The 14,390-nt window shown below is 67.8% G+C and carries 10 protein-coding genes; 6 read left to right on the forward strand and 4 right to left on the reverse strand.

Annotated elements, in window-relative coordinates; genetic code table 11:
- Nucleotides 1-62 precede the first annotated feature (62 nt).
- The 3 genes from ACOGI5_RS02075 to ACOGI5_RS02085 all read left to right on the forward strand — a co-directional run bounded on the left by ACOGI5_RS02075 (nt 63) and on the right by ACOGI5_RS02085 (nt 5,947).
- Nucleotides 63-1,034: an alpha/beta hydrolase gene (locus tag ACOGI5_RS02075; RefSeq protein WP_419862813.1), complete on the forward strand. Its 972-nt coding sequence runs from the start codon at nt 63-65 to the stop codon at nt 1,032-1,034.
- Between the two features lie 37 nt (nt 1,035-1,071).
- Nucleotides 1,072-1,869: a VOC family protein gene (locus ACOGI5_RS02080; RefSeq protein WP_419862814.1), complete on the forward strand. Its 798-nt coding sequence runs from the start codon at nt 1,072-1,074 to the stop codon at nt 1,867-1,869.
- A gap of 487 nt (nt 1,870-2,356) precedes the next feature.
- Nucleotides 2,357-5,947, forward strand: coding sequence for a fibronectin type III domain-containing protein (locus tag ACOGI5_RS02085; RefSeq protein ID WP_419862815.1), 3,591 nt, complete (start codon nt 2,357-2,359; stop codon nt 5,945-5,947).
- Nucleotides 5,948-6,187: 240 nt separating this feature from the next.
- Here the strand turns inward: ACOGI5_RS02085 and ACOGI5_RS02090 are convergent, their stop codons facing one another.
- Both ACOGI5_RS02090 and ACOGI5_RS02095 read right to left on the reverse strand, forming a co-directional pair.
- Complete coding sequence (locus ACOGI5_RS02090; protein ID WP_419862816.1) at nt 6,188-8,623, reverse strand: CaiB/BaiF CoA transferase family protein; 2,436 nt, start codon at nt 8,621-8,623, stop codon at nt 6,188-6,190.
- A 100-nt stretch (nt 8,624-8,723) separates the two neighbouring features.
- A complete protein-coding gene (locus tag ACOGI5_RS02095; protein WP_323672325.1) occupies nt 8,724-8,933 on the reverse strand; it encodes a dodecin family protein in 210 nt (69 codons plus the stop codon).
- Between the two features lie 168 nt (nt 8,934-9,101).
- Here ACOGI5_RS02095 and ACOGI5_RS02100 point away from each other — a divergent pair, with 168 nt between their 5' ends.
- Together ACOGI5_RS02100 and ACOGI5_RS02105 are read left to right on the forward strand one after the other, a co-directional pair.
- The gene (locus tag ACOGI5_RS02100; protein ID WP_419862817.1) at nt 9,102-9,866 is read left to right on the forward strand and encodes a dodecin family protein; all 765 of its coding nucleotides are present in this window, start codon (nt 9,102-9,104) and stop codon (nt 9,864-9,866) included.
- A 21-nt stretch (nt 9,867-9,887) separates the two neighbouring features.
- Nucleotides 9,888-10,718 (forward strand): carboxymuconolactone decarboxylase family protein, encoded by an 831-nt coding sequence (locus tag ACOGI5_RS02105; protein ID WP_419862818.1) that lies wholly within the window; start codon nt 9,888-9,890, stop codon nt 10,716-10,718.
- Nucleotides 10,719-10,756: 38 nt separating this feature from the next.
- Here the strand turns inward: ACOGI5_RS02105 and ACOGI5_RS02110 are convergent, their stop codons facing one another.
- Entirely contained in the window at nt 10,757-11,539 is a 783-nt protein-coding gene (locus ACOGI5_RS02110) for an enoyl-CoA hydratase/isomerase family protein (protein ID WP_419862819.1), read from the reverse strand.
- 85 nt (nt 11,540-11,624) lie between these two features.
- Between ACOGI5_RS02110 and ACOGI5_RS02115 the strand changes: the two genes are divergently transcribed.
- A complete protein-coding gene (locus tag ACOGI5_RS02115; RefSeq protein WP_419862820.1) occupies nt 11,625-12,644 on the forward strand; it encodes an alpha/beta fold hydrolase in 1,020 nt (339 codons plus the stop codon).
- An 89-nt stretch (nt 12,645-12,733) separates the two neighbouring features.
- Here the strand turns inward: ACOGI5_RS02115 and ACOGI5_RS02120 are convergent, their stop codons facing one another.
- Complete coding sequence (locus tag ACOGI5_RS02120; protein ID WP_419862821.1) at nt 12,734-14,278, reverse strand: MFS transporter; 1,545 nt, start codon at nt 14,276-14,278, stop codon at nt 12,734-12,736.
- Between the last annotated feature and the right edge of the window lie 112 nt (nt 14,279-14,390).

Here is a 14,390-nt window from a genome sequence, read left to right on the forward strand (position 1 = left end):
ACCCGCCGACGTGCCGTCCCGACCGCTGCACCGCCGCTCGCGCCGCACATATGCTGCCCGCCGTGACCCTCGAAGCCGAAGCATCCCGCCTCATCGACCAGATCAACGCGCTGAACATGCCGACGTTCGAGCAGGTCGGCCCCGAGCGAGCTCGCGCCGGGTGGGAGGAGCGTCCCAACCCCGGCGTATTCGTGGAGGTCGCAGGAATCGAGGACCGGACGATTCCGGGACCCGACGGCAATGACATCGCCGTGCGGATCTACCGGCCCGGCGACGGCGCGGCGACCGCCGATGCGGCTGGGGCGCTGGGCTGTCTCGTCTACTTCCACGGCGGCGGCTGGGTGGTCGGCAGCATCAATACCCACGATTGGGTGTGCCGCTCGCTGACGATGTTGGCCGGCGTCGTCACCGTGTCGGTCGACTATCGACTCGCTCCCGAGCACCCATTCCCGGCGGCGGCCGACGACTGCTGCGCTGCGACCCAGTGGGCGATGGACAACGCCGCCGAGCTGGGCATCGACCCCGCACGGGTGGCGATCGGCGGTGACAGCGCCGGCGGCAACCTGGCGGCAGCAGTAGCGCTCATGTGCCGTGACGGCGCGGCGAACGGCGACGCATGCGGTCAACCGGCGCTGCAGGTGCTCATCTACCCGGTTACCGATTTCGACCGCGACACCCATTCGATGATCGCCAACGCCGAGGGCTACCTGCTGACCCGCTCCACCATGGTCTGGTTCGACGATCACTACTGCCCCCCGTCGGAGCGCAGCAACCCGTACGCAGCCCCGCTCGCCGAGAAGGATCCCGCCGGCGCGGCGCCCGCTTTCGTCATCGTGGCTGGGCACGATCCACTGCGCGACGAAGGCGTCGAATACGCCCAGATGCTGGCCGATGCCAAGGTGCCCACGACGCTTGTCGAGTACCCCGGTCAGTTCCACGGGTTCTTCAGCATGACCCGTTTCCTTGATCAGGCCAAGGAAGCCCAGGAGCTCACCGCCGGCGTCCTGCGCCGCACGCTCGCACCCTCGGACTAGACAAGCCTCCCCGCCGAGCGCAAGGAGAAGCACCGGTATGCCGATACGACAGAGCCATGCACCGGGAACACCGTCGTGGGTCGACTTGGCGACGACCGACGTCGAAGGTGCTCTCGGCTTCTACGCAGCCGTGCTCGGGTGGGACTTCGAGCGCGACCCCACCGGCGAGATCAACTACGTCATGGCAGTGGTGGACGGGCACCCCGCAGCAGGGGTGTTCGACATGCCGCCCGAGATGCTCAGCGAAGGTGTCCCGCCGTGCTGGAACGTCTACGTCACCGTGGACGACGCAGACGAGTTCGCGGGCCGGGTCGTGGCGGCCGGAGGCGCCGTCATGCGGCCCGCCATCGACGTGCCCGAGCCGGGTCCCGACGCCGCAGGCCGGATGGTCATCGCCGCTGATCCCACCGGCGCCGTGTTCTGCACGTGGGCGCCAATCACCGCCATCGGTGCGGGCATCGTCAACGCTCCGGGTGCGTTCACCTGGGCCGAGGTCGCCACGCACGACGATGATGCGGCGGCGGCGTTCTATTGCGAGCTGTTCGGCTGGGAGACCGGCACGATGGAGGAAGCACCCGATGGGCCCGTGGTGTTCACACTGGGCGGAGAGCCGGTTGCCAGCACCTCAATGGCACCGTTGCCTGACGGCGTGCCGCCCCACTGGCGGGTGAGCTTCGGGGTGTCCGACGTCGATGTCGCGTGCGGTACCGCAGCCTCCAACGGCGGCAGCGTGATCATGCCGCCGTTCGACTTCGGACCGGGACGCGCCGCAACCGTCTCCGACCCCGCCGGAGCGATGTTCGACCTCGTCACCCTCACCGACTGGCCGAACTGACGCTCGAGGCACGCCAGCGAGCAAGGTTGCTCACTGGGGTCACGAACTGATTGCGGCACCTAGATGATTGGTTCCAAGGGGTGGGGTCCGCTGGGGCCGTGGTTCCCCTATGTGCCCGGCCATTTGGGGTTCAACAAGCGGCTGCACCGTTCAGCGCGGATGATCAGCCACGTCATAGGGGCCTCGGCCCGGGAGTGCCCCAGCTGGCACAACCAGACCACCCACCGGCCCGGCCCCGCTCGCTCACTCGCCGTCTACGGCCACCGACCCACGGAACCAATCATCGAGCTCTCGGGGAGCGTGAATTGGACGAGAATTGCATCGCGTTTGCAGACGCAGAGGACGAGAAGTGGACTATGTGTAGGGACTTCCGTACAATGATCCCTTAGATAAGTAATCCCTCAGATCGAGCTACGGCAGGTGAGGGTTCGAAGGATCGGCCGTTCGCGGCAACGGCATGGCGATGAGCTTCTGAGGGAGAGTGCCCGTGACATCTGTTTCACGTTCGACGTTCCAACGCGAGCACGCGAAACCCACTGGCCGAGTCTCAGCCGCTCCCGCTTGGCGGACCGGTCTGCTGCTCACCCTGATCACTGTCGCCGCGATCGCCCTCGTCCTGCTTCGCTCCGACTCCAGCATGGCGCAGGCCCAGACCGCGCCGACCGTCACCGCCGTCGCCATCAGCTCCAGCGCCGGCCCCGACCAGACCTACGCCCTCGGACAGAGAATCCGCGTCGCCCTGACCTTCAGCGAGGCCGTCAACGTCTCCGGGACGCCGCAAGTCTCCATCGATATGGACCCGGCCGACTGGGGTACCAAGTCGGCCGACTACCTGCGCGGCAACGGCTCGACCGAGCTGACCTTTGCCCACACCGTCGTCGAGCCCAACATCTCCACCCAGGGCATCGCCGTGCTCGCCGACTCGCTGACCCTGAACGGCGGCTCGATCACCGCCGCGTCCTCCGGGACGCCCGTCGCGCTGTCCCACTCCGGGCTCGGCCACGACGCCGACCACAAGGTCAACTGGCGGGTGATCGCGCCCACCGTGACTGGCGTCGCGATCACCTCCGACCCCGGCGCCGACGATACCTACTCCAGTGACGACGTGATCGAAGTCACGCTCACCTTCAGCGAGGCCGTCACGGTCAGCGGATCGCCTCAACTGGCGATCGACATGGATCCCGCCGAGTGGGGGACCAAGTGGGCCGCCTACCAGAGCGGCAGCGGCGGCAGCAGCATCGTCTTCGCCCACACCGTCGTCGAACCCAACATCTCCACCCAGGGCATCGCCGTGCTCGCCGACACGCTCAGGCTCAACGGCGGCACGATCCGCTCCGTCTCCTCGAACACCGATGTCCAGCGCTCCCACTCGGGCCTCGCCCACGACGCCGACCACAAGGTGGACTGGCGGGAGGCTGCGCCGACCCTCACCGGCGTCGCGATCACCTCCGACCCCGGCACCGACGATACCTACTCCAGTGACGACGTGATCGAAGTCACGCTCACCTTCAGCGAGGCCGTCACGGTCAGCGGATCGCCTCAACTGGCGATCGACATGGATCCCGCCGAGTGGGGGACCAAGTGGGCCGCCTACCAGAGCGGCAGCGGCGGCAGCAGCATCGTCTTCGCCCACACCGTCGTCGAACCCAACATCTCCACCCAGGGCATCGCCGTGCTCGCCGACACGCTCAGGCTCAGCGGCGGCACGATCAGATCCTCCGCCTCCGGGGCCGACGCCAACCTGGCACACATCGGACTCGCCCACGACGCCGGCCACCGGGTCGACTGGCAGCAGTCGCACGCCTGCGAGCCGGTCGCGCCCTCTTCTGTCTCGGCCCTCGCCATCGGCCAGGGCGCCGTCGTCTCCTGGACCCTGCCCGACGATCTCTCCGAGACCTGCGAGGTCGCCGGCTTTGTCGTCACCGCCGTCAATGAGTCGGTCAATGCCAGCATCACGTCCCCGATCGCCGACCCCGAGGCGCGTTCGCACACATTCCGCGGCCTGACCGCCGGCGACCATGTCTTCTCTGTCCGCGTCGAGTACGCCGCGGCCCCGCCCGAGGAGCTCAAGACCGCCTTCTCGACCACCGTGCCCGATACCTGCATCACGCTCGCCGTCAAGCCCTATTCCCGCAACGCGGTCAGCGGCCGGATTACCAGCATCAACGGCAGCGGCTGCGCGGCCCGCCAGACGTTCGACCTCGAACTCAGGCGCGCCGGGTACGAAAACTGGCGGCGCTACAGCGCGTTGCCTTGGTCGGCCATCAGCAGGCAGAGCGATCCCAGCCTGCCTCACTTCATCTTCTATGGCATCGATCCTCACGTACCCCACGAGTTCCGCATCTCCGCATACGACGCCTCCGACGTCAGGTACCAGACCGACGCCCAGAGCGTCACCATCACCGCCCAGGACCCCTCGCAGACCGCCGACGCGAACAGCCCCACCGGGCTGCACATCGTGACCAACAACAATGGCCAGATCAGCATCCGCTGGGACGCGTTCACTGCAACGGCCGGCCGGACGCTGACCAATATCGTCGTGCAGTGGAAGGCCTGCCCCAACCCCAATTACCCGAATGGCTGCACCGGCACGGTGCAGAGCGCGACCAAGGGCGCGACCGACACCGGCCACAACATCATCACGGGGTTGACCAGCGGCACCTACTACACCGCACGCGTCGCCGCCCGCACCCACGCGAGCGGCCAACCGGCCTCGGCCGCCACCGACGCCTGGTCGGTCTGGGTGCCTGCCGTGAATGCCTTCTTTGAACCGATGCAGGTTTGGTTCGTCGATGACTCTCCACATCCCTCTCCGATCGGCCGCACGTTCATGACGATCAACACCAACAAAGGTAACGCCAGCGGTATCTGTCGTCTGAACAGCACCGGCAACGGTTCGGGCACAATCAACTGCCCGCCGCTTTCCCTGGTCAGCCTGCCTACGTCCGGTCAGATCTCCGGAATTGGTGCCACCGCCACCCTCGGCAGCGAGTCCCGGAGCACCACAGTCCCGCACGAAGGCCCGGCCGACGGTCCCCCGCCGCCCCAGGCCGTCCGTGCGTCCGGCGGCGCGGCCAAATCCGATAGCAACCCCGCCACCCACGAGGGCAGGATCGTCATCTATTCGAGCGTCGGCCAAAGAGGCAGCTCTCCCGGAGCTATCGCGGGCTACGGAATCCAACACCGCAAGCAGAAGGCCGACGGCAGCTGGCCGACCTGGTCGACCACCTGGACCGAAGACACGAACCTGAATGAGCGCTTCCGCACTATCTCCGGTCTTGAGGACGGGACATACCAGGTACGCGTTCGCTCCCGTACCGACAACACCGAGGACCACGACGACAATCCAAATACCCCGAATCGGGTTGTCCAGCGACACGGGATCACCTCCGAGGTCGTCACCGTCACGGTCGACGCGTCCCACACCCAGACGGCCCTGCCCTCGCCGATCACGGTCACTCCGGGCAACCGCAAGCTGACCGTCGAGTGGGCGCTGCTCGACCGGGGCTCGATCCCGATCGCCTACCAAGTGCGTCACCGGGCGCAGGTGGCTTCCGCCTGGACCACGAGCGGCATTCTCGCCCCGCGCCCCATGACCCTGATGTGCACTGGTCGGCATTCCTTTGACTGCTTCAATCCCAGGCGGCACGAGATCACCGGTCTGATTGCGGACCTGCCCTACGAAGTGGAGCTCCGCGCCCGCAACGCCAATGGCTGGAGCCCGTGGTACGCGTCGGTGGTGCGTCCCGGCCCGCGCGACACGATCGGTCCCGTCCCCGTCAGCGCCGTCCACACCAGCGGTCAGACGACGGTGGTCGTCAACCTCAACGAGCCGCTGAACCCCGCTTTCGTGCCGGAACCCAGCCGGTTCGAGCTGCTGCGGCGGGGCGTCAGGGGATACGAACGGCTCGGGCCGGCGACCAATGTCTCGATCAGCGGATCGCAACTCACGCTGACGTTCAAGAACATCCCGTCCTACGCGACTCACGTCGAGTACTTGTCCGCGAACGAGAACCATCTTCAGGACCTGCTCCGCAACTGGTCCGAAGCCTTCACAGTCGGTTTCACCAGGAACTAGCCGCCGACTCGACGACTGGATGATTGGTTCCGTGGGTTGGTGGCCGTAGGCGGCGAGTGAGCGAGCGGGGCCGGGCCGGTGGGTGGTCTGGTTGTGCCAGCTGGGGCACTCCCGGGCCGAGGCCCCTATGAGGTGGCTGATCATCCGCGCTGCACGGTGCAGCCGCTTGTTGAACCCCAAATGGCCGGGCACATAGGGGAACCACGGCCCCAGCGGACCCCACCCCTTGGAACCAATCATCTAGCGCAGGGCTCCGGCTGCTTCGAGGGCGGCGATCTCGGCGGGATTCAGGCCCAGCACGTCGGCAAGCACGTCATGGGTGTGCTGGCCCAGCGTGGGCGCAGGTGCGCGCACGCCGTTAGTGCCGTCGGTCAGCAGCCACGGGATGCCGACGTGGCTCATCTGGCCCACGACAGGGTGATCCAGGCGTTCGATCAGCCCTCGCTCGACGAGGTGCGGGTTGACCTCGAGCGTGCGTGCGCTGAGCGACGGGAACGCAGGCACGCCGGCGGCCTGCAGCAGCTCGGTGACGTCCCACTGGTCGCGCTCACGGGTCCAGGCCCCGATCAGCTTGTCGAGCTCGGCCTCATTCGCCTTGCGGTCAGCGGCCGTGGCGAACCGCTCGTCGGCGGGGTCGATGCCGGTGATGCCCGCCAGCGCCGACCACTCGGCCTCGTCGACACAGCAGATTGCGATCCAGTCGTCGTTGCCGGCGCAGCGATACAGGTTGTGCGGCGACCAGAGGGGGTCCAGATTGCCCATCGGATCGGGCTGTGTGCCCTTCAGCACCCATTCCATCCAGCCCTCGGGGGTGCACGCCGTGGTGGCCTCCCACATGGACGTGTCGATGAACTGGCCTTCGCCGGTGCGCCGCCGGGCCACCAGCGCGGCGACCAGTGCGTACGCCGTCGCGATGCCGGCCGCCGGGTCGCCGAGGGATACGCCGAGCTCGTCTGCGTCCGTTCCGGGGTAGCCAGTCATGGACGCGAGGCCTGACAGCGGCCCGGTGGTGGGCCCGTAGCCCATGTACGACTTGTACGGCCCGTGGTGGCCGTAGCCGCTGATGGCGCCAACGATCACGTCGGGACGCTCTGCAGCCAAGGCCTCGTAGCCGAGACCCCACCCGTCCATCACGCCGGTGGCGTAGTTGGACACCACCAGGTCGCACGCCAGCGCCAGACGCTTCGCCAGCCCACGGCCCTCGGCGGTGCCCATGTCGACGGTGATGCTCTGCTTGCCCTGGCCGTACTGGTTGAAGTAGCCGTTGGTGTCGAGCGTCGGGGTGTGGCGGCCTGATTGTGTCGGCAGTCGACGGCCCAGATCCGGCCGGGCCGCTGATTCGATCTTGACGACCGTCGCGCCCAGATGCGCTAGGTGCAGTGTGCAGTACGGACCGGCCCAGACCCAGGTGAAGTCCGCCACCGTGACGCCGTCGAGCGGGCGGTCGGACGGCCGTGTCATGGGTGCGGCAGGGGGCGGCTGCGCTGGTGCTGCTTCCGCCGCGTCGCCGAAACCCGTTCCGTTGTGCTCGCCCAATGCGGGAGCGGGCCGGCGGATGGACCACCACCGGTTCGCAAGCCGTGACGGCGCACCGGGAACGGTGACGCTGCCCAGTCCTGGCTGGTCGTAGGTGACCAGGAAGTCGCGTGCGGCCAGGTGCGGGTCGGCTGCCATCTGCGCCACCGTGTTCACCGGGGCGAACGCCAGCCGCTCTGCTTGGCCTCGATGGAACAGCTCGGTCACGGGCTGCGCGGCGATCCACTCGCCGAGCCACATACGCAGCAGGTCCTCGTTCTCGAAGCGACCCTCGAGCGTGGCGAAGATGTCCATGTCGGCCCACTCCGGCCGGCCCATGAAGTCCTTCAGCCGCTCCCACTGATCGGCCTCGACGCACACCAGGAAGATGTGCCCGTCGCTGGCCGGGAAGATGCCCCACGGGTTGAGGATGCGCGCACCCAGGCGGCTGGGGTTCTCGCCCCGGTACGACCAGCTGATGAACGCCGCTTCCAGCATCCCCACCACGTAGGACATCTGGGCGAAGTCGATGTGCTCGCCGTGGCCGGTGCGCTGTGCCCGGTCGACAGCGGCGAGCGAGGCGCACGCCGCGGCGAAACCCGACTGGAAGGCAGCTTGGTGGCCGTGCGGCTTCAGCGGGGGCAGCTCTGCGTCCTGCACGCAGCCAGGGGTGAGCCAGCCCCAGCCGCCGCCGTGGATGACCTGCAGCTCGGTGGCCCGCCAGTCGGCGTAGGGGCCGGTCTGCCCGAATGGCGTGATCGACGTCGTCACCAGCGACGGGTGTTGCGCCCGTAGCGACTCTGCCGTCAGGCCGTGCGCCGCTGCGGTTCGCGGGGCCAGATCGTGGATGAACAGGTCCGCGTCTGCGAGCAGTTCCTGCAGCGTGGCGCGGCCGTCCGGTTGGGCGAGATCGGCCACGACGCCGCGCTTGTTCGTGTTGATGGCAGCGAACAGGCCGCCCACCAGCCCCGAGCCGGCTTCGGGGTCGGAACGACCAGCGTCAACAGCGAACGGTCCGCGACGGCGCGCTGTGTCGCCCTCCGGCGGCTCGACCTTGATGACATCGGCGCCGAGGTCGGCGAGCAGCTTGGCTGTCCACGGAGCCGCCACCATCCGTCCCAGCTCGACGACACGGATGCCGTCGAGACCGCGCGCGGTCATCGAAGCGTGCGGCCTTCGCAGATTCGGTGCCTAGGGGCGCCTGACCCGCGCGCGTAAGCGCCGCGGCGCCATCCGCTGGCTCTGGCAGAGCTGCGACGATTCAAGGCGACTCGTGCTTGAACGACAGCCGCACCTTCGTACGGAAGGCGGCGATCGCGCCGCCCTCGATCACGACGTCCTGCTCGATCACCTCGGCCACCCGAAGGTCCCGCAAGGTCTTGGAGGCCTCAGTAATCGCATTCTGCGTCGCCTTCTCCCACGATTCCTCGCTGGTGCCGATCAGCTCGATCACGTTGTAGACGCTGCTCATTGGGATTCTCCTTGAGGAATTCGCGGGGCGCACTGCACCGTCGCCGATTCGGTGCCTCCGGCGGCGCGCAGTGTGCCGCACGAACGCGGTGTGCCCTACAGTCTGCCCCACCGGAGCACACCGCTTCCCGCTCGCAGGAACGAGCCGCACACCGAACAGGTCCGCATCTTGAACGAATCACCTCAGCGCAACCGAAACGCTGTCGAGAAGGTCATCACGCTGGTCGCGGCGAGTCGGATTTCTTGGGAGGACGCGGCGCGTCGAGGAGTCGCCGAGGCAACCAAGACCATCCGCGATCTGTCGGTGGCGCACGTCGAAGAGCGCGATGTGATGATCGTGGACGGCGAGATCGCCCTCTACCGCATCAAGCTGCGCGTGGCCTTCCGGGTGGACCGGATGCGGCCCGGCCTGACGCCGGGTGCGCCAGATGTGGAGGTCACGCGCTGGCTCATCGTGGCGAACCAGACCTTGGGCACTGGTGAGGTGGTCGCCGAGATCGATCGGCTGAACTCCCACGGTCCGTGCGAGTTCCACCTGCTGGTGCCGATGACGCATTCGAAGAGCTACGCACGGGCACGCCGGCTCTCGATGCTTGCGGCAGACCCGGTGACGGGCATCCCGTCAGAGCATGTGCCCGCGGCCGACTATCTGGGACCCGACACGCTCGGCATGGAGCAGGCCCAGAAGCGGCTCGACGCCCAGCTCGCGAAGATCGCCGCGGCGTCGTACGCCGCGACGGGGGAACTCGGCGACCCTGATCCCCTGCGGGCGATCCAGGCGGTGCTGTCGCGTTCCAGCTTCGACGGCATCATCCTGTCGACCCTGCCCGCCGGGGCCTCACGTCTGGTGGGTGCCGACCTGCCGTCGCGGGTGCGCCGCCTGACACGGCTGCCGGTCACGTACCTGCCCGGCAAGGAGCCCGGCGAGCTGTAGTCGCGTTGCCAGGGGGGAGACATGGCAGAAACTGGATCACGCACGCACGCCGAGCGGCAGGCCGCCGCACTCGAGGTGTTCGAACGCTTCACCAACGGACAGATCGACCCGGAGCGCGGGCGTCGAGGGATGATCAGGCGCCACGGGGCGCTGGGCACGTTCGCCTTCGACGTGGTGATGGGCGACGTGTGGTCGCGGCCGCAGCTGTCGCGGCGGGATCGCAGCCTGATCGTGATCACCGTGCTGGCCACCATCGGCTCGACCGAGGAGCTGTCGCTGCACACCGAGGTCGGGCTGAACCACGGGCTGACACGCACCGAGATCGAAGAGATCCTGATCCAGGTGGCCGCCTACGCCGGGTTCCCGATGGCGATGGCTGCGTCCCGGGTGGTGGACGAGCGGTTCCGCACGCTCGATGGGGTGGATCGGCTAGGCGAGCGTTCGGGCGCCGCCGAACTCGACGATGACGAGCGGGAGCGACGCGCCGCTGAGGTGCGTGGAACGCTCACCGCCGGCCGTGCATCCAGCGATCCGTCCGAGGACATGGAGCGCCTGGTCGAGCATCTGGGCGAGGTCGGGCGCATCGCCTACCACTGGGCGTTCGGCGACCTGTGGTCTCGGGAAGAGCTCTCGCGGCGCGATCGCAGCATCGTGGTCATCGCCATCCTGACCGTGCTGAGCCGTGTCGACGAGCTGGCCTTCCACGTGCCGGCAGGCCTCAACCACGGCCTGTCCCGCACCGAGATCGAAGAGATCATGGTGCAGATGACCATCTACGGCGGCATCCCCCGCGCCGTCGAGGGCTACCAAGCCATGAAGAGGGCCTTCACGAAGATTGATGCCCGCGGCTGACACCGCGGCGAGATGGACGCCCGCAACGGACGCCAGCTCTAGAAGGTACCGAAGCGGGCTTGGGCGTCCTCGCTGGTGATGGACCGGGCTGACGCGTCGCCGTCGAACTCCGACAGATCGCCGAGCCGGGTGAGCTGCGCGTAGCCGCGCAGCTGGTGCTTGGCCATCTGCACCGACAGCGACGGCAGGTCGAGCAGGCGCGCCACCCAGCGCTCGACGGCCGCATCCAGTTCCTCTTCGCCTTCGCACACCTCGTGCGCCAGACCCCATTCGACGGCGGTGTGCCCGTTGACGCGTTCGCTGGTCATGACGAACTGGCGGGCGCGCGACATGCCCATCTCGGCAATCAGCCGGGGCGTCGCGCCCCACGGCAGCGGCACGCCCAGCTCCACCTCGGGCACGTACCAGAGCGCGTCCGCGGTGGTGACCCTGAAGTCGCAGCTCGTGGCGAAGCAGTTCCCGCCGCCGATGGCGTGGCCGTGCACCCGCGCAATGGTGACCGCCTCGCAGTCCTCGATGGCGCGCGCCGCCCTGCGGCCGAGCTGGTTGATATAGCGGGCCTCGCGGTCATTCGCCGCAGCGGGCGGGCCTTCCTTGCGGTCCGCGCCGGCACAGAACGACTTCCCCCGCCCGCCCAACACCGCCACCCGGAACTGGGTTTGCCCGTTCAGTGCCGAGAACAAGTCCCCCACCTCACGGATCATCAACTGGTTGTGCGCATTGCGGGACTCAGGCCGGTTCAGCCACACCCGAAGCGTCTCCCCATCAGGCTCCAGCTCAATCGTCTCCAACGAAGGCAGCTCAAACGACAACAAGCTCATGCCACCCATCCTTGCCCACGGCCGATCCTGCCGCATCGAATGCAAGCTCGGCCAGCAGCGACATTCGCGGGCCAGAATGTCGGCCATGAGCGACAGCAGTGGCACTACTACACCTGACCTATCTGGCGTGAAGCACCACGACGTGGATGCGCTGGGGACGCGGATTCATGTGGCCGAGCTGGGCGAGGGGCCGTTGGTGCTGTTCGTCCACGGATTTCCCGAGTCGTGGTACTCGTGGCGCTACCAGCTCCCCGCCGTCGCCGAGGCCGGGTACCGCGCCGTTGCCATCGACGTGCGCGGCTACGGCCGTTCCGCTGCGCCCACCGCCGTCGACGACTACCGCATGGTGCGCCACGTCGCCGACAACGTCGGCGTGGTGCGGGCTCTCGGTGAGAACTCTGCGATCATCGTCGGCCACGACTGGGGCGCGCCGATCGCCTGGAGCTCAGCGCTGCTGCGGCCCAGCATCTTCACTGCGCTCGCCCTCGTCAGCGTTCCGTACAACGCCCGCAGCGACTTCAAGCCCAGCGCCGCTTTCCGCATGATGGGCGGCGACAAGGAGTTCTACATCGAGTACTTCCAGGAGCCCGGACGCGCCGAAGCCGAGATGGAGGTCGACCTTCCCCACTGGCTGCTGGGCATGTACTTCTCCGCCGCCGGCGACGGTGTGCGGGCCCGGCAAGCATCGGGTGACTCATCGGGCGGAGGCTTCGGCGTGGCACCCGGCGGCAAGCTGTCGGACAACTTCATCTGGCCTGAAGAAGGCACCTGGCCCCACTGGATGTCCGAGGCCGATTTTGCCTACTACACCTCGGAGTTCACCCGCACCGGCATGTCAGGCGGGCTGAACCGCTACCGCAACGTGGACCGCGACTGGGAGGACATGGCAGCGTTCGATAACGCAGCCATCACACAACCCAGCCTGTTCGTGGGCGGCGAGGTCGACGGGCCGACGGTGTGGGGCGCAGGGTCGATCGCCAAGTTTCCCGAGACCATGCCCAACCTGGCCAAGTCGGTGATCCTGGGCGGCATCGGCCACTGGGTCCAGCAGGAAGCAGCCGACGAGTTCAACGCGGAACTGCTGGATTTCCTCAGAGCGCTCTAGCGCGTCGCCGCGACACCCGCCGCAGCCAGCCGGCGCGGGCAGCACGCCGCTCGGCGAACTGCCGCTCGAAGAACCCGAACCCGTCGCAGCTAGCCGGCGCGGGTGGCGCGGCGGGTGGCAAACAGCGGCGCCATGTACCCGAATGCCGCCACGACCGCTCCGAAGAGGAACGTCGTCTGCAGGCGGCTGATCGACGGGCTGTCTCCCGCGAATGCCAGCATCGACTGGATGCCGGTGATGATGCCGATCCACATGACGGTCTGGTTCATGCCGTTCGCGACGCCCAGGTCCTTGTCGTCCACAGAGTTCGCGACCAGCACCTGATACGCCGGCGAGCCGAAGCCGGCGGAAACGCCGGAGAGCACCAACCCCACCATCACCAGCGCGAGCCCCCAACCCGCTGGGTCGGCACCGATGGCAAACGCCACCATCGAGCCGATCATCGCCGAGGTGCCGAATAGCATCGGAACCCGGGCGCCGATCTTGGTCACGAGCGTGCCGCCGAACGGTGACGCCAGGGCGAAGGCTCCCGGCCGGGGAACCATCAGCAGCGCTGCCACACCGACGGAGTACCCGTACCCGTCCTGAAGCAAGAACGTCGGCACGATGATGAACGCCCCCATGTAGGCGAACTGGTTGCACGCTGCGGACACGAGCGGCAGCGTGAAGCTGGGGCGCCGGAACAGTCGCAGATCAAGCAACGGCGACGCAGCACGGCGCTCCCAGAGCGCGAACAGCACGAAGCACGCCACCGCGCCGCCGACCATCAGCATCAGCGTCTGGTCGCTGAGCAGCGACATACCAGACCGGGTCAGCGTGGGTATCCGGGTGATCGCCCACAGGACCAGCAGCGTGCCTCCGCCCAGCAGCAGGGCGCCGAGCACGTCGATGGAGACTCGGGCGCCTCGCGGGATCGGCTTCACGATGAACACAGCCATCACGGTGCCCAGCAGCCCGATGAGGCCGAAGAGCAGGAAGATGCCGCGCCAGCCGAAGACGTTGAGCATCGGTCCGCCGGCAACGACACCGATCGTGGGCGCACCGGTCATGGCGAATTGGAACCAGCCCACGGCACGGGCGCGCTCGGCCGGACCGAACGCATGCATCAGCAGCGCCATCCCCGACGGCATCAGCATCCCGCCGCACAACCCGAACACGACTCGCACAGCGATGAACGTGCCGATATCGGGCACCCAGTAGTTGACGATCATCATGGCCGTCATGCCGATCATGCCGATCATGAACATCCGGCGATGGCCGTAGATGTCGCCGAGCTTGCCGCCCGCAGGTGTCGACACGGCCATCGCCAGCATCAGGCCGGTCATCACCCAGCCAGCCGTCGGGACGCTCGTGTCCAAGTCTTCCGCGATGGTTCCCAGCGCCGCGCTGACCAGCGTCATCAGCGAACCGAAGCCGAGAACGGCGAAACCGATGACTACCAGCAAGATCCACCGGTAGCGAGTCCCCTGCGGCGGCCCGACATCTGCTGTCGGCGGCGCTGCGGGGGGCAGCGGCGGGCGCGGGGCGAGGTGTGCCACCGATGCGGCGAGTGGCCGGCCGGCCGCATCGAGAATCTGCGGGACGACCGTGAAGACCGATGGCCGCCTTGCAGTCAGCCGCGCTTGCGCGCGCACGCTCCGTCCTGCGGGCTTCACGTGCTCAAGACCGACGGGGCGGCGCTTCGGGCGAGCGTTCCGCTCGTGGTGTCGCGGTCGGAGTCACGGGCTCAGTAAACGCCCTCTTGCT

The sequence above is a fragment of the Candidatus Poriferisodalis sp. genome, from assembly GCF_965208925.1.
Lineage (GTDB): Bacteria > Actinomycetota > Acidimicrobiia > Acidimicrobiales > Poriferisodalaceae > Poriferisodalis.

Bases quoted from the DNA above. Each gene is read 5' to 3' on its own strand.
- ACOGI5_RS02080 (WP_419862814.1), top strand. From the start codon at position 1,072: ATGCCGATACGACAGAGCCATGCACCGGGAACACCGTCGTGGGTCGAC.
- ACOGI5_RS02090 (WP_419862816.1), bottom strand. From the start codon at position 8,623: ATGACCGCGCGCGGTCTCGACGGCATCCGTGTCGTCGAGCTGGGACGG.
- ACOGI5_RS02095 (WP_323672325.1), bottom strand. From the start codon at position 8,933: ATGAGCAGCGTCTACAACGTGATCGAGCTGATCGGCACCAGCGAGGAA.
- ACOGI5_RS02105 (WP_419862818.1), top strand. From the start codon at position 9,888: ATGGCAGAAACTGGATCACGCACGCACGCCGAGCGGCAGGCCGCCGCA.
- ACOGI5_RS02110 (WP_419862819.1), bottom strand. From the start codon at position 11,539: ATGAGCTTGTTGTCGTTTGAGCTGCCTTCGTTGGAGACGATTGAGCTG.
- ACOGI5_RS02115 (WP_419862820.1), top strand. From the start codon at position 11,625: ATGAGCGACAGCAGTGGCACTACTACACCTGACCTATCTGGCGTGAAG.